This is a genomic window from Paludisphaera rhizosphaerae (assembly GCF_011065895.1).
In the GTDB taxonomy this organism is placed as follows: Bacteria; Planctomycetota; Planctomycetia; order Isosphaerales; family Isosphaeraceae; genus Paludisphaera; species Paludisphaera rhizosphaerae.
In genome coordinates, this window is the sequence record NZ_JAALCR010000007.1 from 25,328 (window position 1) to 43,488 (window position 18,161).

Below are 18,161 nucleotides of genomic sequence, written 5' to 3' on the forward strand. Positions count from 1 at the left end.
GTGATCGTCGTCCAACTCAGGCGCGGGACTGGGGAGGATCCCAGCGGATCAAGTGAAGGTCCTCGACGAAGATGACGTAAATCACCGGGACCACGACCTTCGTCACCAGCGTGGCCAGCAACAGGCCGACGATCTGGACGTAGCAGAGCGGTTCCCAGAGCGGCCCCCCGCGCACGGCCAGGGGGATCAGGCCCCCCACGGTGGCGAGGACCGTCACCAGGACGGGCCGCAGCCGGACCAAAGCGGCGTCGATCACCGCCCGCCGCAAGGGGAGTCCGTGCTCGTGAGCCTCCTCGATGTACTCGAAGAGGACGATGACGTGGCTGACGATCACGCCGGCCAGCGACGACAGCCCGAGCAGTGCGAAGAACCCCAGGGGAACGTCGAACAGCAAGAGCCCCATCAACCCGCCCGCCATCCCGAACGGGACCGCCGCGAAGACCACCAGCGGTTTCGCCGCGCTGTTGAACTGCATCACCAGGGCCAGGTAGATGGCGAGAATCGAGACGATCATCGCCACTCGCATCGAGGCGAACCCCTTCGCCTGCTCTTCCTTCTCTCCGCCGAAGGCGTAGCGGTATCCCGCCGGCCAGTTGGGAGCGGCCTCGGCCAGCCGGCTCTCCAGCCGTTCGACGATGCGGCTGGGGAGCACGCCGTCGCCGGCGTCGCACTTGACGGTCAAACAGCGCTCGTGATCGCGGCGGGCGATCTTCGGGGCGGCGGCCTCAGGACGGAACACGGCGATCTGATCGAGGGGCGCCCGCGAACCGTCGCGAGCCGGGACGCTGAGCGTCGAGAGGTCGACGAGTCGGCTCCGCTCGTCGGGGCGAAGCTTCAGGACGACGGGGATCAGTCGGTCTCGATCGCGGATCGACGTGACCGTCTCCCCCGAGACCGCCCCGTGGATCAACCGGGCCACCGACTCATTCGTCACGCCGGCCGCGTTGGCGCGATCGGCGTCGATCTGCAACGAAAGCCGGAGGATCTCCGGGTCCCAGTCGTCCTGCACGTCGATGGCGCCGGGCCGCTCGCGCATCATGGCCTTCACCTCGTCACCCAGGCGGCGGAGCACCGCGACGTCAGGACCGGTGAGACGCACCTGGACCGGAACGCCGATGGGAGGCCCGGTCTCCAGTTGATTCACCCGCACGCGGGCGGCGGCGACCTGCGGCGGCAATTCGTGCTTCAGACGGGCGGCCAGGGCGCCCGTGCGACGACGGTCGCGGGCATGGACCATGATCTGGGCGTAGCTCGGTGCCGCCGGCTCCGGTACGACTGAGAGCCAGAATCGCGGCCCCCCCGCCCCCACGAAGGTCGTATACGACTCGACGTCCGGCCCGATGATCCCGTCGATCGCGGCGATCGCGCGCATGGCCTCGGCGGTGGTCGTCCGGATGGGCGTCCCCTCGGTCAGGAACAGCTCGACGGTGAAGACCGTGTGCAGGTCCTTGGGAAAGAAGCTCGTGCCGATCAGCGGAATCAGGCTCATCGCCCCTCCCAGGGCGATCAGGCAGACCGCCAGCGCCGACCACCGGTATTCCATGCAGATCTCGGAGAGGCCGTTGTAGGCGCGGGCGAACCGCGCCCCCCGAGTCCCGCCGGCGAGCCCCGCCTCCAGGCCCAACTGTCCCCGAAGCATGAGCCGGCCGAGCATCGGGATGAACGTCATCGACACGATCCGGCTGGCCACCAGCGAGGCCGTGACGACGACGGGCAGCGAGTAGATGAACTCGCCGACCACCCCCGTCACCAGCAGGAGCGGCAGGAAGGCCACGCAGTTGGTGATGGTGGCGTAGAGGATCGCCCGAGCCAGCTTCTGAGGCCCGAGCCAGGCCGCCACGTCGCGGGGCTCGCCGTGGGCCATCTCGCGATTGATCGCGTCGCCCGCGACGACCGGGTCGTCCACCAGCAACCCCAGAGCGATGATCAGCGCAGCGATCGAGACCTGCTGCAGGTCGATCCCCATCGCGGCGCAGATCCCCAGGGTCATCGCCAGGGTGAGCGGGATCGAGACGGCCACCAGCAGGGCGCTCCGCCACTCCATGAAGACCAGGGCCACCAGCACCACGATCACGACGGCCTCGATCAGGCAGTCGTCGAACTCATGGATCTTCCGCTCGACGCGCTGCGGCTCGTCGCTCGTCCGCTCAATCCGGAGGTCCTCGGGCAGGACGCCTCGGAGCGACTCCAACGCCTCGTCGACGTCGCGCGAGAAGTCGGCGATGTGCGTCCCCTTCACGTGTCGGACGGCCAGCGTGAGGGCGCGTGCGGTCCTCGGCGCCGACGACTCCTTGACCGTGCGGAAATTGAGCGATCGCGGCGGATTCTCGTAACCCCGGACGATCTCGGCGAGGTCGCGGAGATACACGGGATAGCCGTCGACGACGTCGACCACCACGTCGGCCAGGTCGGACGCCTCCGCCAGCTTGCCGGTGGGCTTCACCACCAGGCTCCCCTCGCGCAGGTCGACCCGACCGCCGGGGACGTCGACGTTGCGCGCCGCCAGCAAGCGGCCGAGCGACTCCAGGTCCAGGCCCGAGGAACCGAACCGCCGGCCCCCCAGGTAGAGGTAGACGGCCTCGTTCACGACGCCGAGTTGCTCGATCCTCCCCACTCGCGACGATTGCCTCAGCCGGTCCTGGACCTGATCGGCGAATCGCCGGAGTTCCTCGTAGGAGTAGCGGGCCACCCCGCCCGGCTCGTCCCGACATCGCCGCTTCAACTCCCCGGCCAGATCGTCGAGCGATTCGACGACGACGGGGGGCCAGACGTCGGGTTGGCCCAGGCCGCCGCCGAGGGTCTCAGCGCACCAGCGCTCCAACTCGGCGGCCAGACGGGCGTGATCGACGCCTTCCGCCATGCGGAAATCGATGGCGCCCGCGCCGGCCAGGCCCACGAAGACGCCGTCCTCGGCCAGGCCCTGGTCGGCCAGATCGCGGAGGAACGAGCGCGCCAGACGCTCGACCAGCCCGGGATCGAACCCCGCCGGATGGACCACGACTCCGCTCGCCCGCCGATCGCGCAGGCCCTCAGGTCGAGCCTGCCGCGCCTCGGCCAACCGCCGCGCGACAACCTCCGCCCGACGTTCGATCTCGAAATCCGTCACTGACGGCGAGGAGAGGGTGAGCATCACCGCCACAGTGTCGCCGAAATCCTTGTCGAGCCTGGGCCGAAGCGGCGCGCCGCCGACGGTCGGCAGATCGGACGACATCGCGGCCAGCTTGGCGTCGAGGTCGTGCCACACCTTCTCGGCGTCCTTGACGGAGTCGTAGAGGTCCACGAAGACGACCGAGAGATCCTGCCGGCTGATGGAGCGGACGTGCTGGACCGCCGGGTTCTCGGCGAGCGTCTTCTCGACCTTGCGCGTCAGCTCCAGCTCGACCTCGTCAGCCCCCGCGCCGGGGTAGGAGGTCAGGACCAGGCCGCTGCGGATCTGGATGAGGGGATCCTGCCGCTGGGGCATCGCCAGATAGGCGTAGGCTCCCCACAAGGCGGTGGTGATGAGCAGGGTCCACGCGATCGGCCTCTTGTAGACGAAGAACTGGGCGACCGTCATCCGACGCTCTGGCAACTCACCGTTCACGGCTCAATCCTCCAGCCGAACGTCGCGGCCGTCGCTGAGCTTCTGGACGCCGACGACGACCACCCGATCGCCGAGGCGAAGGCCGCCGGGCTCGCCGAGCCGGACCACCACGCGGTCGTCGACGACGTCCGCCAGCACGATCGGTCGGCGACGCGCGACAAGCCGCCCCCCCTCCTCAACGACCAGAAAAACGTCGCAGCCTTCTCCCTCCGGCCTCGGCACGACGGCCGACAGCGGAACGAGCGCGGCCTGCGTTTCCCGCCTCAGGTGGACGGTCGCAATCATCCCCGGACGAAGCCCCCCGGGCTCGTCGACGCGGACCTCGACTTCATAGGTCCGCGTCCGGGGGTCGGCCGCGGCGGCGACCTTGTAAACGACGCCCCGGAACCGCTCGGCCGGCGCTGCGTCGGTCGAGACGTCGATCGTCTCGCCCAGCCGAACCCGGCCGACCAGCGTATCCGGGACGCCGAAGGCGATCGTCACGGCGGAAAGGTCATGAACCAAAAGCGCCCGCTGGCCCACCGTCACCCGTTCGCCCACGTCCACGTAGCGGGCGGCCACCGTCGCCGACTTGAACGGGACGGCCAGCTCGCAGTAGGAGACGTCCGCCTCGGCCTGAGCCACGGCGATCCGCGCCGAGTCGACCTCGCGTTCGGCGGCCTTGAGCGAGGCCCGGGCCGCCGCGTCCCGCGTCCGGGCCGAGTCCAGTTCGGCGGCCGTCGACGCCTCACGCCTCGCGAGCCGGTCGACCCGCCCGAAGTCGAGTCGGGCCAGGTCGGCTTCCGCCGCGGCCTGGGCCTGCCTGGCCTCCGACGCCGCCAACCGCGCCGCCGCCGTATCCCGTTCTCGGCGGTAGTCCGAGGGATCGAGCCGAACCGGCGACGCCCCGTCCGGGATCACGTCCCCCTCGTGGATGGGATGCGGCTTCCCGTCCGGCCCCATCACGTCCAGAAGCGACTCAACCGTCCCCGAAACGCGGAACGACAACTCGGCCCGCCTCAGCTCCTTCACCGCCGCGTGATAACTCAGGCCCGCCGCGATCGACTCCATCCTCAAAACCGTCGTCCGCACGGTCGTCGGCGGCTCCGGCCCCGGCCGGATAGCCCTCTCACGCACCGTCGCCACCACCCAGGACCTCGCTCCCAGGACGGCCAGCGCGAAAGCCACGACGCCGATTAGGCGAATCGTCGAATTCCGACGATTCGTAGGCCAAACTCGAAAAAAAGCCCGTTCGGCGTCTGCCGCCGAAGTCGCAGCATGATTCGGCATGTTCAGAGCCCTCCGAAAGATTGCTCCTACGATTCGTCGGTTTCCGACGAATCGTAGGTCGACATCGATCAGAGTACGCATCAGGAGGGGGGGGACGTCAAGACGAGGCTTCGCCGAAAACCTCGCGCAGGACGCGTTGATAGGAGGCTTCGTAGTCCCATTCGCTCCCAAGCGGACGCCAACCGAGGCCGTCCGCCACGACGTGGCAGCCGGAGCGGAGGGCGACGAGCGGATCGTCGGCGACGAGCCCGGCGAGCATCCGGGGGCGATTGACCATGAATCCGTGCACCCCGACGACCATCGCCAGCAGATTGAAGACGACATGCCCGGGGGTTTGGCCGGGAGGGATGATCAGGTCGCCGGCGGCGACCGCTTCCTCGACGATCTCGCGAATCCAGCCGGCGATGAGGTCGTCCTGACGATCCATGGCCTCGCGACGCTCGGCCGAGGCTCGTTCCCCCAGGTCGGCCATGTGGACGATCTGCTCGGAACGGAAGGCGTAGGGGTGGCGACGCGCGAACAGCTCGTCCGCGACCCCCATCGCCAGGAGCCGTTCACGGCTGCGACCCTGAAAGCTTCGCGCCTTGGCGAGCAACTCGAGTCGATGCTCCGTGCTCTGGATCAGCAAGGCCGCGACCAGATCCTCCTTGGAGGCGAAATGCTGGTAGACGATCCACTTGGAGTACTCGGTCGCCTCGGCGACGCGATCCATCGTCAGCCCGGCGTATCCCTGCTCGATCAGCAGACGGCGCGCGACGTCCAGGAGGGCGTTCTCCCGGGCGCGAAGCTCTCGCTGTTTGCGGATCGACGTACTCATGACCGGATTATGACGGCCGAACCGGCCCTGGTCGAGCCGGCTCGGCTTCAACTTCAACGCCCCTGCTCCACGCGGTCATCGGCCGGTCATCTGTTCCAGGTGCTCGGGATAGCGCGCTCCCTGCACGTGGATCTGGGAAGCGGCGGCTTCGATCTCGCGAAGGTCGTCGGCGGTGAGTTCAACGTCCGCCGCGCCGAGGTTCTCCTGCAGTCGAAGGAGCTTCGTCGTGCCCGGGATGGGGACGATCCACGGCTTCTGGGCCAGGAGCCACGCCAGGGCGATCTGGGCGGGCGTCGCCCCCTTGCGGCCGGCGACCTCGGCGAGGAGATCGACGAACGCCGCGTTCGCCTTCCGGTTCTCCGGCGCGAAGCGAGGGATGGTGCTCCGAAAATCGGTGCTCGACAGCTCGGTCTTCTCGTCGATCTTCCCCGTGAGGAACCCCTTGCCGAGCGGACTGAACGGCACGAAGCCGATGCCGAGTTCTTCGAGCGTCGGGACGATCTCTTCCTCGGGCTTTCGCCACCACAGGGAGTACTCGCTCTGCAACGCGGCGACCGGCTGGACCGCGTGCGCACGGCGGATGGTGTTCGCCCCCGCCTCGGAGAGGCCGAAGTGCTTGACCTTGCCGGCCTGGATCAACTCCTTCACGGTCCCCGCCACGTCCTCAATCGGCACTTCGGGATCGACGCGATGCTGGTACAGCAGGTCGATCACGTCGGTCTTCAGCCGCTTGAGCGACCCTTCCACGGCCTCCCGGATGCGTTCGGGACGGCTGTTCAATCCCGGCCGCCCTTTCATGCCGCGGGGGTCGAGGTTCGGGTCGAGGTTGAACCCGAATTTGGTGGCGATGACCACCCGGTCTCGGAACGGAGCGAGCGCCTCGCCGACGACTTCCTCGTTCGTGTAGGGACCGTAAACCTCGGCCGTATCGAAGAACGTCACGCCCTGTTCGACGGCCGACCGGATCAGCGCGACGCCCTCCTCCAGGGCCATGGCCGTACCGTAGCCGAAGCTCACCCCCATGCAGCCGAATCCAATCGCCGAAACTTCCAGGCCCGAGTTCCCAAGCTTTCGCTTTTGCATCCCAGTCTCCTTCCGCCAGTCCGTCTGATCCTCGCCGAGCGTCCGCGGCCGGTCGTCCGGCCCCGAAAGTCATTAGAGGTTTCCGAACCGGCCCGGAAAAGGAACGATCCTCCGAAAGGCTTGCCTGATTCTCCGACGACCCAGGATTTCCACCTGGGAACACCGGAACTTCGTAACATAATACTCCGAGGGCTCACGAGAGACGGGAGGATCATATGGAAGACGGGAACGACGACCGCAGCCGGCTGGCCAGGCTGCTCGACGAGATCGCCGTGAACGAGGGAGTGCAGCCGACGCCCGTCGACGGCGTGCGCGTTCTGCGACGTTCCCACACGCTGGCCCGCGCTCCGATCGTCTACGACCCGCGGATCATCATCGTCGGCCAGGGCCGGAAGCGGGCCTATCTTGGCGATCAGGTCTACACGTACGACCCGTTGAACTATCTTGTCCTGTCCGTCCCCATGCCGGCCGAATGCGAGGCCGAGGCGACCCCTGAGGAGCCGATCCTCGTCGTCACCATCGACGTCGATCCGGCGATGCTCGGCGAGATGCTTCTGGAGATGGACGAGCCCTCGCCGCCGCTCTCAATCACGCCTCGGGGGATTTCCTCGACCCCCATGAGCGATGAGTTGATCGGGGCGGTCGTGCGGCTGCTCGAATGCCTCAAGAGCCCGATCGACAGCCGCATCCTCGGCCGCCAGACGGTCCGCGAGATCGTCTATCGCGTCCTCCTCGGCGAACAGGGGGGCGCCCTGCGCGCGTTAGCGAGCCGCGACGACCACTTCGCCCGGATCGCCCGGGTGGTGAAGTACATCCACGCTGAGTACGCCCGACCGCTCGGCGCCGAGGAGCTTGCGAGACGCGCGGGGATGAGCCTGTCGGTCTTCCACCACCACTTCAAGCTGGTGACGGCCAGCTCGCCGCTCCAGTACCTGAAGCGGATCCGGCTCGACCACGCGCGACGTCTCATGGCTCACGACGGCCACAACGCCAGCACCGCCGCCCGCGCCGTCGGCTATGAGAGCGCCTCGCAGTTCAGCCGGGAGTTCAAACGCCTCTTCGGCGCGACCCCCGTCGAGGAGGCCGAACAGACGCGGGCTCGACTCATCGCTGGATGACGACCATCGCTCTCGTTCAGCTCAGGCGTTCCTGAAGCCTGGTCAGACGGTCGGCTTCGCGGTCCTCGCCGATGGCGCGGAGGCAGGCGGCGAGACCCTGGAGGGCGTCGTGGAACGGACGGTTGGCGGGGCGTTCGCGGGGGAGCTTGCCGTCGAAGTCGGGGGGCAGGGCGCGATGGCCGAGTTCGAAGGCGTAGCCGTAGTGGCCCCGGGCCAGGCGAGGGTCCTTGAACTCCTTGAGAGCCAGGTCGCCGAGCGCGACGTGGACCCACAGGTTGTCGCCGCAGCCTTCCAGGGCGTACCGGAGGGCGTCGCGGGCCTCCTCGGGCTCGCCGTTCTTCCAGATCTCCAACCCCTCGCGATAGTCGAGGATGACCTCCTCGACGCACTTGGGATGGACGAGTTCGAAGACGTCCCCCTCAACCTTGCGGAGGCCGATGGAGCTGGGGGGCGAGCGTCGCGGGCCGCCGCCGCCGGGCCGTCCGCCAGGACGAGGTCGACGCTTGGGGGGGCCGCCGCCGGGGCGGTTCGGGTTGGGTCGGCCGTTGCCGTGTCCGTTGTGCTCGCTCATGGGGCCTTCCGCTCGGCCAGGCCGAGGGCTTCCAGGGTTTCGTCCAGGGATTCAAAGTCGGCGAGGAAGCGGGCGTCGCCCGTCCAGTCGCCGGGGCCTCGGCGATGGCCCACGGCCACCCGCGCCACGCCGGCGGCCTCGGCGGCGGCCAGGCCGCGAGGCGAATCCTCCACGACCACGGCCTTCGACGCGGCGACCTTCAGCTTTTTCAAGGCGGCCAGATAGCCGTCGGGGGCCGGTTTCAGAGCCTTCACATCCTCCTTGCCGACGATCGTCGCGACGAGGTCGGCCAGGCCGGCGGCCTTCAGGAACGTCTCCACGTTCTCTCGCCAGGTCGTCGAAACGACGGCGACCTTCACCCGAGCTTTCTTCAGGGCGCGAATCAGATCGGAAACGCCTGGGTAGATGCGGGGGTGAAGCTGGATCATCTCAACGGTCAGGTCCTGCTTCTTGCGGACCCAGCCGTCGACGTCGGCGTCGGCGAGGCCGCGGCGGGCGAAGAGTTCGGCGGCGAAATCGTGGTCGTCCATCTCCAACGCGGCGGAGGCGGCCTCGTCGGAAAGCTCCCAGCCCATCCGGACGAGCGTGCGCTGCCAGGCGGCGATGTGGTAGTTCTCCGAATCGGCGATCACGCCGTCGAAGTCGAACAGGACGGCGGTTGGAGACATGGGACTCGCACGCAGCGGCAGTGGGGAGAAGGAAGAGACGTCCCTGACTCATCACGGAGAGGTCTCGGACGACCATCGCGAACCGGCCCATTATCGCGGGGCTGTCGCGGGGCGTCAAATTGTTGACTACGCCTCCCGGCCGCGCTATTCTGCCATTTCCCGCGGGCCCCCCGCGCCGACGCTGGGGGCCGGGTCGCCCCTCGCAATTCGATTCCCGTTCCGCCTCCCCGAGCCAAGCTGGAGACCGCACCATGTCGCGTCCCGTGACGCTGTTCACCGGCCAGTGGGCCGACCTTCCGATCGAGTCGATCTGCGAGAAAGCCAGCAAGTGGGGGTACGACGGAATCGAGTTGCCGTGCTGGGGCGACCACTTCAACGTCCAGAAGGCGCTCGAGGACGACAAGTACTGCCAGGGTCGCCACGATATGCTGGCGAAGTACGGCCTGAAGACCTGGGCCATCTCCAACCACCTGGTCGGCCAGGCGATCTGCGACGTCATCGACGAGCGCCACAAGCTGATCCTGCCCCCCCACGTCTGGGGCGACGGCAAGCCCGACGGCGTCAAGGAACGCGCCGCCAAGGAGCTGATCGACACCGCCCGCGCCGCGGCCAAGATGGGCGTGAAGGTCGTCAATGGCTTCACCGGCTCTTCGATCTGGCACCTGCTGTACTCGTTCCCGCCGGTCTCCGACGCCATGATCGAGGCCGGGTTCAAGGACTTCGCCGACCGCTTCAACCCGATCCTCGACGAGTTCAAGAAGCTCGGCCTGAAGTTCGGGCTGGAAGTCCACCCGACTGAGATCGCCTTCGACCTCTACTCGGCCGAGACGGCGCTCAAGGCCGTGAACCACCGGCCGGAGTTCGGGTTCAACTTCGACCCCAGCCACCTCCTCTGGCAGTTCGTCGACCCCGTCGCCTTCATCCGGGCCTTCCCGGATCGCATCTACCACGTCCACGTCAAGGACGCCGCGCGGACGCTCGACGGCAAGACGGGCATCCTGGGCTCGCACATCAACTTCGGCGACCCCCGCCGCGGTTGGGACTTCCGCTCGCCGGGCCGCGGCCAGGTCGACTTCGACGCCATCGCCCGCGCCCTCAACGAGGTCGGCTACCAGGGTCCCCTCTCCATCGAGTGGGAAGACCCCGGCATGGATCGCGAGTACGGCGCCGCCGAGGCCGCCCGCTTCACCAAGGAGCGGATGGGCTTCGCCACCCCGGGCCGCCTCTTCGACCAGGCCTTCGCCGAGGGCCAGGCCAAGGCCAAGGGCTGAGCCGGCGTACCAGTTCGGCCAGCGACGATCTCGAACGGCTCCTCGGTCCCGGCCGAGGAGCCGTTTCCTCTCGGCTCGCTCGTCTCTATGATGGAGTGGATGGGCTCGCCTCCCCCGTCACCACCTTCCCGGAGCTTCGCCATGAGCGGCCCGATCATCCGCAAGTACGGATTCCCCAACCACGAGCAGATCTTCGGCCGTCGCCCCCTGGAGCACGGCGCCGAAGAGTCGAAGCAAGACGACGCCGCGCAGGCCGACGCCAAGGAAGCCCCGAAAGGCGAAAAGTCCACGCCCCCGAAATCCGAATCGCGCCGCGACTGACAATTTTCCTGCCAACCACCCCCGCCTCCCCCACGCATCATTCGGAAGAAATCCTACAAAATTAAGGAATTAGGGGTCGACGAAAGCGAATCGTCACCCTAAGATTTCTTCATGAGGCCCCTGGAGATCGGGGCAGCCTCAAATCGTGCGTAACCCTGCAAGCGTTCCGGCGGCCGTCGGGCTCCCTCCCCGGGCTGAATAGGTCCGACGCGCCGACCGCGATCGACAACACTGAGAAGCCGACCCGTCTCGACGAGACGGCGGCGCGGTGCTGCGCGTCGCCAGCCGGGAGGTCGGCTGGAGAGGGGCTGTCCATGCGAGAGCATGCGTCGTCGCGTCGTCGCGCCTTCACGTTGATCGAGCTGCTGGTGGTCATCGCGATCATCGCCGTCCTCATCGCCCTCTTACTGCCGGCCGTTCAGGCCGCCCGCGAGGCCGCCCGCCGGGCTCAATGCGTCAACAACCTGAAGCAGATGGGTCTGGCGATCCACAACTACCTTTCGCAGCAGAACTGCCTCCCCCCGCTCTGCGCGAACATCTCCAACGCGGAAACGTTGATGGGGAGCACGGATCCCTGGGTCCTGGACTGGACCGCCTCGATCCTCCCGAACATGGAGCAGATGCCGCTCTATAACGCGATCAACTTCATGCTGGGAGTCAACCAGGGGAACCCGTCGGCCCCCGGCGGCGCGGCGAATTCGACCGTCCTGGCCTCCAAGATCGCCACGATGGCCTGTCCTTCGGAGAGCATGTCGGCCCCGACGAACGCCTGGGGCTGGAAGAACTACGTGGCGAACATCGGCGGCCCGCCGGTCTCGATGACCTGGAGCGGAGCCTTCGCCCCGATGAGGTCCGACGGCGCGGGGACCTCGACGTCCGGCTACGTCAACGGCAATTGCAGCGTCGTCGGCACGCAGTCGATCACCGACGGCACGTCCAACACGGCGCTCTTCAGCGAGACCCTGCTCGGCACCGGGCCAGTGGCCAACACCATCACGATCAGCTCAGCCAAGCGGAAGCCGACCTACCTCTTCGTGACCGGCCAGACCATGGCCGTCGACCTGGGGGCGAGCAACCCGCAGGGCGCCTTGCAATTCATCTCCACCTGCCGAGGCTTGTCGGGCTCGACCCCGGGCTTCGGCAACCTGGCGCCGGCCAACGGGAATTTCTGGATCTCCGGCAACGCGAACTCAGCGCTGATGTGGGACTCGTACAACCACTGGCAGGCTCCCAACGGCCAGGGTTGCGACAACGGTTTTGACGGCAACACGGGCGGTTGGGGCTCGTACTCCGACGCGATGCCCCCCAGCAGCAACCACTCGGGCGGCGTGAACGTCGGCATGTGCGACGGCTCCGTCAAGTTCCTCAAGGACAGCGTCGCCCTGCCGACCTGGTGGGCTCTGGGGACGCGGAACGGCGGCGAAGTCATCAGCTCCGACGCTTACTGAGCGTCCGTCTCTCGCCGTCGCGACGCCCGCCGCCTCAACCGCGCGGGCGTGGCGACGGCGTCCTTCTTCGAAGCGAGATCGAACCATGCTGAAGCGCGCAACGACCCTGGCGGCCTGTCTCGCCCTCGGGCTCATGCTGACCGGCTGCGGCGAAGGCGAGACCGAGCACGGGATCCCCAAGTCGCCTTACGCTCCCACCCAGGCGCAGCTCGACGAGTTCAACAAGCAGGCGATGAAAGCCTATACCAAGGTCACTCACAAGGGGGCGGCTCGTCGGCATCATTGACGCCGTCGTCTCAGGTCCTCAGCGCGGCGGCTGCCCCGGCGCGATCCGATCGCGGTCCTGCTGGGGCTGGCGGCTGCGGTCGAGGTGAGGCGCGGGGACGGCGTTGGACTTCGCCGCGTCCTTCCGCTTCGAATCGGCGAGATCGGCGTTGAGGACCTCGGAAAGTCGCAGACCGGCCTTGGTGAGGCGCTCGACGACCATCCGGATGTGGATGGTCTGGTATTCATCGCCCAGCCGCGCGCCGCTGCGGATCGTCTGGCCGGTGGCGGGGTCGATGTACGCCTTCTTGGCGGCCTCCAGGCTCTCGTCGGCCCAGTCCTCGGCCTTCCCGCCGAGCCAGGCCCGCGAGGTGGGCCGGCGGGCGACCTCGAAAAGAGCGTCGGCCGCTTGACGCTCATTGTGGAACTCCATCCGGAGGATGCCCGAATCCCAGACCTGGTGCAGGTTGGTGAAGTCGTCCCGGAAGAACGAAACCTGCACGTTGTTCCCCCCCCGGTCCCGACGATCGCCGACGTGCAGCGGCTGGTGGACGTCCTGTACGAGGTGGACGACGTACCGCAAGGCCATCCTCCGGCGGGCCTTGGGAGCCGTCGGATCGGCGAGGATCCGGCGGAACTCGGCCAGACGGGTGACGACGCAGTCGCCGTGGCAGTAACGCCCCTCGTAGTGGTCGGAATCAACGGGCACGTTGACGAAATGCCACGAGGCGCTGCCGGGGATGTCGCGCGAGTGGTCGTCGGCCCACGTGGAAGCGTCGGCCAGCGATTCGCCCTCGTCCAACAGTTCGCGGATCAAGGCGCGGGCTTCCGGGGTGAGTCGGCTCTCGGCCAGCCGGGCGGAGGCGCGATGGGCGTTGCGACCCCAGGCGAAGACGGAAGGCGGGGTCGCGCCGACGAACGCGGCCAGGAGCGCCGCGGCGGTCGCGATCAGGCGTCGTCGACGAGGCGTCCGTAAGGGGGCGAGACCGGCCGTCGACCGCGTCGGGACTGCTTGGGGAGGCATGTCGAACCGCTCCGGGCGGGTGGGGCTGACGACGCGCCGGGGCCTCGCCGCGCGGCGTGCGGACGCGTACGGCATCAGCATAGACGCCGACGGCGCGGTTTTGCTAGTGTGGCCCCAAGTGCTGGTTGCGGTCACTCTCCCTGTAGGAAACGACGACGATGGCGGCGGTCGATCCCTATGCACCTTGCCCGTGCGGTTCGGGCGAGAAGTTCAAGTGGTGCTGCCAGAAGGCGGAATCCTACATCGACCGCGCCCTGCGGTTGGAGCGGAACGGCCAGAGTGAAGCCGCGCTGGCGGCCCTGACGGAAGGGCTGGCGAAGAACCCCGGCAACCCGTTGCTGTCGCTCCGGCGAGCGATGTTGTTGTCGACGCTCGGCCGAGGCGCCGAGGCCCTTGAGACCGTCGACGGCATGCTCAAGACGTCGCCGAACCACCGAGGCGCGCTGGCCGTCAAGTTCCGGCTCCTCCAGGCGAACGGCGACCAGCGTGGAGCCGTCGACCTGCTTCAGACGCTGATCGAGCAGAGCGCCGACCGCGGCGAGCCCGCGCCCGACGACCTGGCGACCTCGCTGGGCGCCACGCTCTTCCGCGCCGGCTTCATCCCGTCGGCGCTGAGGCATCTGACGCTGGCCGATCCCGAACATGCCGCGGCCCAGCGGCCGGACCGGGTCGAGGCGGTGCGTCGCGAATTGCTGAACTCGTTCCAGTCCGCGCCGACGATCTCGCCCTGGCTGAAGAACCCGTACAAGCCCCTCTCCTGCCCCGAGGGCGTCGGCGACGACGCGCGGCGGCGGTTCGAAGAGGCGCTCGGCTGGTACAACCAGGCGATGTGGCGACGGGCCGCCGACGCCTTCGAGTTGCTCTCCGGAGACCCGAAGGCCGGTCGCGCCGCCGAGGTGAACCAGGGGCTCTGCCGCCTGTTGCTGACCGACCACGCTGGAGCGGCCGCCACGATCCGTCGCGGGATCGCCGGCTCCCCGGCGACGACCGAGGCCGTCGACCTTGAGGCCCTCTGCCAGCTCATCGACCCCACGATCGGCGACGACCCCGTGGAATCGGTGGAGCTCTCGTGGCCCGTCCGCGACCGCGGCGGACTCCTGAAGCGGCTCCGCGAGTCGGTGAAGTGCGTCGAGCGCGTCGAGGCCGACGCCGAGCCGGGCGACGACGTCGAATTCTCGCTGCTGGACCGCCCCCGGCTCGCCGACGACGCCAGGCCCAACGCCGCCGACGTGCCGATGATCCTGGGCTCGGTCTTCGTCGAGGCCGAGACCCTCACGCTCCAGACGTTCGACGACGGTCGGCTCAACGACCTGATCGACGTCCTGACCGCGATCGCCGGCACGACGATCCCGCCGGCCCACCCTCGGACCAAGGTTCTGGGGCCGGTCTCCCGCCAGGCGCTCGCCCTGGAAAACGTGTTCGAGCCGCCGGCGGCCCTGCCGATCCCCGAGCTGCGGAAGCTCACCGCTGAACTCTCCGCGACGCGGATCCAGGACCGCTGGGTCGAAACGCCGCTGGCCCCGCTGAAGGGCAAGACTCCGATCGAAGCGGGTCGCGACGGCGGCTACGAGATTCCGCTGCGGGCCTCCCTGACCGTGTTGGAAGCCCAGGCGCCGACGAGCGAAGGCGTCGACTGGCCGGCGCTTCGGGCCCGTCTGGGCGTGCCGCAGGAACCGGCGATCGACCCGATCGACGTCGTGCTGGAAGACGTCCACATCGGCCGCCTGGTCAAGGTCGACCCGCACGGCCTGGACGACGAGCGGCTGGTGAAGCTCCGCGAGATCGCCCACGAGTGGGGTCTGGTGGATGTCGTCACGGCGGCCTCGCGCGAGATCGCCTCGCGACGGCGGCTGCTGGAGCGCGAAGGATTCCCGACGATCGGCGTGTTCACTGACCTGGCCGTCGAGGAGGCCGTCCGGGGCAACCGGGAAGCCGCGCTCGGCTGGATCGCCAAGGGACGAGACTCCGAGCCTCAGGCGCGTCGCCCCGTAACGGCTCCCGCCTGGGACATGCTGGGGATCCGCGTCCGCATGATGCTGGAGGGCCCGGAGGAGTGGGCCCCTGAGGTCGCCGCCGTGATGGGCCGCTACGAGTCGAACGCCCAGGCGATGCAGACGATCCTCGCGCAATTCATCGACCTGGGGCTGGTCGAGTTGGTCCCCTCGCCCGAAGACCCGGGCCGATACGTCGCCGACCCGACGATCCTCTACAACATCCTGATGCGCTACGGCCCGAGGGTTCAGGCGGTCGGCGGCGCTCCGGCCGGCGGCGGCCTCTGGACGCCCGGATCGGGAGCGCCGGCCGGTGGATCGAGCGGCGTCTGGACGCCCGGATCGTCCTCGTCGGCCCCGGCGGAAAAGCCCCGGATCATCATCCCCGGCCGCTGAGCCGGACGAGTCGCCCCGTCCCCCTCACCAGGACCTCAGCGGATGGCCTCCACGACCCGAAACGAAAGCGATGCGGCTCTGGCCCTCGTCCACGAGGGCTGGAACCACCTGATGTCCCAGCGCCCCCTGGCGGCCTGGGGGTCGTGGCAGCGGGCGCTTCGAGCCGAGCCCGATTCGACGGCCGCCCGCAAGGCGTTGGCCACCCTGGAAAGCGCCGCCGAACTGCCGCTGGCGGCGCGCAAGGTCTACCGCCTCCGCCAGCCTCGAACGCCCGATCAGCGGACGCGCTGGGACCTCCGACTCCGCGCCGGCGGGGCCGAGGACCTGGACGCCGCCGCGGCCGCCTTCGAGCGGCTCGTCGAGGACGCCCCGGACGACGCCGAAGCCTGGTTCAACCGCGCCCTCTGCCTGGCCTGGCGAGGCCGGGACGTGGACGCCGTCGAGTGCCTGGACCGCGTCGTCGCCCTGTCGGCCGCGCACGATTTCGAGGGGGCCGTCGAGGCCTGGACGCTCGCGGAGGTCCTCCGCCAGGGCGGGGGCGCCGAACTGCTGGCCGACGACCTCCGCTACGCCTGCACCTTCCCCCGGATGGGCGCCGACGTCGACGAGATGATCGCCCTGTTCCCCGAGATCCGCCGCATCCCCACGCCGAAGGACCCCACCCGGCCCGAAGCCTCGGCCGACGACCTGGAAGTCCTGGAGTGGCTCGACCGACCGTTCCCGGCCGCCGATTCCGACGACGGCCTGCCGGCCTCGGCTCTGCCGCAAGTGCTGGCCACGGTTTACGCAGACGGCTCACTGCGGCTTTCCAGCCCTCGGGTCGACGGCCTGGAACAGGCCGAGGAACGGCTCAAGCTGCTGATCCGCGACCCCGGCGAGGCCGTTGAGCGAGCCGCCGCTCCCCTGCCCCTCCCCTTTCTGGACGCCGCCGTCTGGACCGTTCGCTTCCCCGAGGGCCGCGACCGGGCCGACGCCGACCGCTGGGCCCGCGAGGTCGTCGAGAACTACTACGAGGATCGCTGGATCCACGGCCCGCGTCAGGGGCTCGACGGCCTCTCTCCGCTGGCCGCCGCCCACGACGCCCACGCCGGCGACGACCAGGCTCGGGCCAAGCTGGCCGGCGTCGTCCGGCTCCGCGAGCAGCTCGGCGCCCGGCCCAGCTCGGCGGCGATGTATCAGGGGTATCCCTTCGACCGCCTCCGCCGCCGGCTCGGGCTCGATCCGATCGATCCGGCTTCGATCGATTCGGCCGACCTCAGTTGCGCCGGGCCCTGGGAATTGAAGGCCCAGGAGCCCGCCGATCTAGACGACCAGCAGCTCGTCGACGCCTTCCTGTCGGCGAAGGGGCTGGGGGACGACGCGATCTCCGCCCCGCTGGCCGAGGAACTGTTCCGTCGACGCCCTGATTCCCTGGCGCGGGTGGACGCCTCTGATCTGGCCGCCCCCCTCATCCGCCGGGCGATGCAGGAGGGCCGGTCGTCGGACGCTCTGGAGCGGATCGCCCAGGCCCGCGAACTGGCCGACGCGAACCAGACGCGCACGCTGGACGTCTGGAAGGCGGAGGTTTACGCCCGCACCGGCCGCCCCGACCGCGCGGCCGAGGTCTACGAGGCCCTGATCGACGCCTCCCCGACCGGCGTCCGGCTGGCGCTCGACGCCGCCGAGACCCTGATCGACGCCGGCTCCGCGGCTGCCGCCCAGCCGTTTCTGAAAGACGTCGTTCGGACCGCCCCCGCCCTCGGTCTGAGAGGGCTCGCCCAACGCGCCGAGATGCTCCTGGACTCCCTGGGACGAGACTGACCCGATGCCCCCCGCCCCCGCAGATCCTGCCGCCGCCGCCCCCGCGCCCGCCTTCTTCCGCGAGATCGCCTGGAACGCCGACGGCCTCGTCCCGGCCATCGTCCAGGACGCCGAATCCGGCGAGGTCCTGATGATGGCCTGGATGAACGAAGAGGCCCTGCTCAAGACCTTGCAGTCCGGCCTGGCCCACTTCTACTCCCGCTCCCGCCGCCGAGGCTGGCTCAAGGGGGAGACCTCGGGCCACGTCCAGCACGTCGAGTCGGTTCACGTCGACTGCGACGCCGACGTATTGTTGATCAAGGCCCGGCAGGTCGGCGGGGCCTGTCACGAAGGGTATCGCTCGTGCTTCTTCCGGCGGGTCGACAAGGACGGCCGGCTGGAGGTCGTCGGTGAGCCCGTTTTCGACGCCGGGGCCGTCTATCAGGATGCGACGGCCCACCAGACGCCCCCCGCCGGCTGACCGCCCGCCGGAAGTCCCCTTACGGGAGGGGGCGTCCACCCACTAGAATGGACGGCCGGGCGAAGGGGCCCGAAGAC

The 18,161-nt window shown here is 68.9% G+C and carries 15 protein-coding genes; 8 read left to right on the plus strand and 7 right to left on the minus strand.

Annotated elements, in window-relative coordinates; genetic code table 11:
* Nucleotides 1–16 precede the first annotated feature (16 nt).
* From G5C50_RS10525 to G5C50_RS10540, 4 genes are all read right to left on the minus strand, one after another.
* Complete coding sequence (locus G5C50_RS10525) at nt 17–3,583, minus strand: efflux RND transporter permease subunit (protein ID WP_240907050.1); 3,567 nt, start codon at nt 3,581–3,583, stop codon at nt 17–19.
* A 3-nt stretch (nt 3,584–3,586) separates the two neighbouring features.
* On the minus strand, nt 3,587–4,708 hold the full coding sequence (locus G5C50_RS10530; RefSeq protein ID WP_206107637.1) for an efflux RND transporter periplasmic adaptor subunit: 1,122 nt from the start codon (nt 4,706–4,708) through the stop codon (nt 3,587–3,589).
* Nucleotides 4,709–4,949: 241 nt separating this feature from the next.
* Nucleotides 4,950–5,726 carry a TetR/AcrR family transcriptional regulator gene (locus G5C50_RS10535; protein ID WP_240907051.1) on the minus strand — a complete coding sequence of 259 codons (777 nt, stop codon included), beginning with the start codon at nt 5,724–5,726 and terminating at the stop codon, nt 4,950–4,952.
* An 18-nt stretch (nt 5,727–5,744) separates the two neighbouring features.
* Nucleotides 5,745–6,752, minus strand: a complete 1,008-nt coding sequence (locus G5C50_RS10540) for an aldo/keto reductase (RefSeq protein WP_165068747.1) — start codon at nt 6,750–6,752, stop codon at nt 5,745–5,747.
* Nucleotides 6,753–6,967: 215 nt separating this feature from the next.
* Here G5C50_RS10540 and G5C50_RS10545 point away from each other — a divergent pair, with 215 nt between their 5' ends.
* The gene (locus G5C50_RS10545; protein WP_165068749.1) at nt 6,968–7,870 is read left to right on the plus strand and encodes an AraC family transcriptional regulator; all 903 of its coding nucleotides are present in this window, start codon (nt 6,968–6,970) and stop codon (nt 7,868–7,870) included.
* A 16-nt stretch (nt 7,871–7,886) separates the two neighbouring features.
* Here the strand turns inward: G5C50_RS10545 and G5C50_RS10550 are convergent, their stop codons facing one another.
* Together G5C50_RS10550 and G5C50_RS10555 are read right to left on the minus strand one after the other, a co-directional pair.
* Nucleotides 7,887–8,441, minus strand: a complete 555-nt coding sequence (locus G5C50_RS10550; protein ID WP_165068700.1) for a hypothetical protein — start codon at nt 8,439–8,441, stop codon at nt 7,887–7,889.
* Entirely contained in the window at nt 8,438–9,109 is a 672-nt protein-coding gene (locus G5C50_RS10555; protein WP_165068752.1) for an HAD family hydrolase, read from the minus strand. The genes G5C50_RS10550 and G5C50_RS10555 overlap by 4 nt, the downstream gene beginning before the upstream one ends.
* 251 nt (nt 9,110–9,360) lie before the next feature.
* Here G5C50_RS10555 and G5C50_RS10560 point away from each other — a divergent pair, with 251 nt between their 5' ends.
* The 4 genes from G5C50_RS10560 to G5C50_RS10575 all read left to right on the plus strand — a co-directional run bounded on the left by G5C50_RS10560 (nt 9,361) and on the right by G5C50_RS10575 (nt 12,435).
* The gene (locus G5C50_RS10560; protein WP_165068755.1) at nt 9,361–10,380 is read left to right on the plus strand and encodes a sugar phosphate isomerase/epimerase family protein; all 1,020 of its coding nucleotides are present in this window, start codon (nt 9,361–9,363) and stop codon (nt 10,378–10,380) included.
* 141 nt (nt 10,381–10,521) lie between these two features.
* Nucleotides 10,522–10,701 (plus strand): hypothetical protein, encoded by a 180-nt coding sequence (locus tag G5C50_RS10565; RefSeq protein ID WP_165068758.1) that lies wholly within the window; start codon nt 10,522–10,524, stop codon nt 10,699–10,701.
* Between the two features lie 314 nt (nt 10,702–11,015).
* On the plus strand, nt 11,016–12,149 hold the full coding sequence (locus G5C50_RS10570; RefSeq protein ID WP_165068760.1) for a DUF1559 family PulG-like putative transporter: 1,134 nt from the start codon (nt 11,016–11,018) through the stop codon (nt 12,147–12,149).
* Between the two features lie 85 nt (nt 12,150–12,234).
* On the plus strand, nt 12,235–12,435 hold the full coding sequence (locus tag G5C50_RS10575) for a hypothetical protein (RefSeq protein WP_165068763.1): 201 nt from the start codon (nt 12,235–12,237) through the stop codon (nt 12,433–12,435).
* A gap of 18 nt (nt 12,436–12,453) precedes the next feature.
* Here the strand turns inward: G5C50_RS10575 and G5C50_RS10580 are convergent, their stop codons facing one another.
* Nucleotides 12,454–13,437: a S1/P1 nuclease gene (locus G5C50_RS10580; RefSeq protein WP_165068765.1), complete on the minus strand. Its 984-nt coding sequence runs from the start codon at nt 13,435–13,437 to the stop codon at nt 12,454–12,456.
* A 158-nt stretch (nt 13,438–13,595) separates the two neighbouring features.
* Between G5C50_RS10580 and G5C50_RS10585 the strand changes: the two genes are divergently transcribed.
* From G5C50_RS10585 to hisI, 3 genes are read left to right on the plus strand one after another with little or no spacing between them, the layout of a single operon-like run.
* Complete coding sequence (locus G5C50_RS10585) at nt 13,596–15,824, plus strand: tetratricopeptide repeat protein (RefSeq protein ID WP_165068768.1); 2,229 nt, start codon at nt 13,596–13,598, stop codon at nt 15,822–15,824.
* Nucleotides 15,825–15,866: 42 nt separating this feature from the next.
* The gene (locus G5C50_RS10590) at nt 15,867–17,624 is read left to right on the plus strand and encodes a tetratricopeptide repeat protein (protein WP_165068770.1); all 1,758 of its coding nucleotides are present in this window, start codon (nt 15,867–15,869) and stop codon (nt 17,622–17,624) included.
* Between the two features lie 4 nt (nt 17,625–17,628).
* Entirely contained in the window at nt 17,629–18,084 is a 456-nt protein-coding gene (hisI, locus tag G5C50_RS10595) for a phosphoribosyl-AMP cyclohydrolase (protein ID WP_165068773.1), read from the plus strand.
* Nucleotides 18,085–18,161 lie beyond the last annotated feature (77 nt).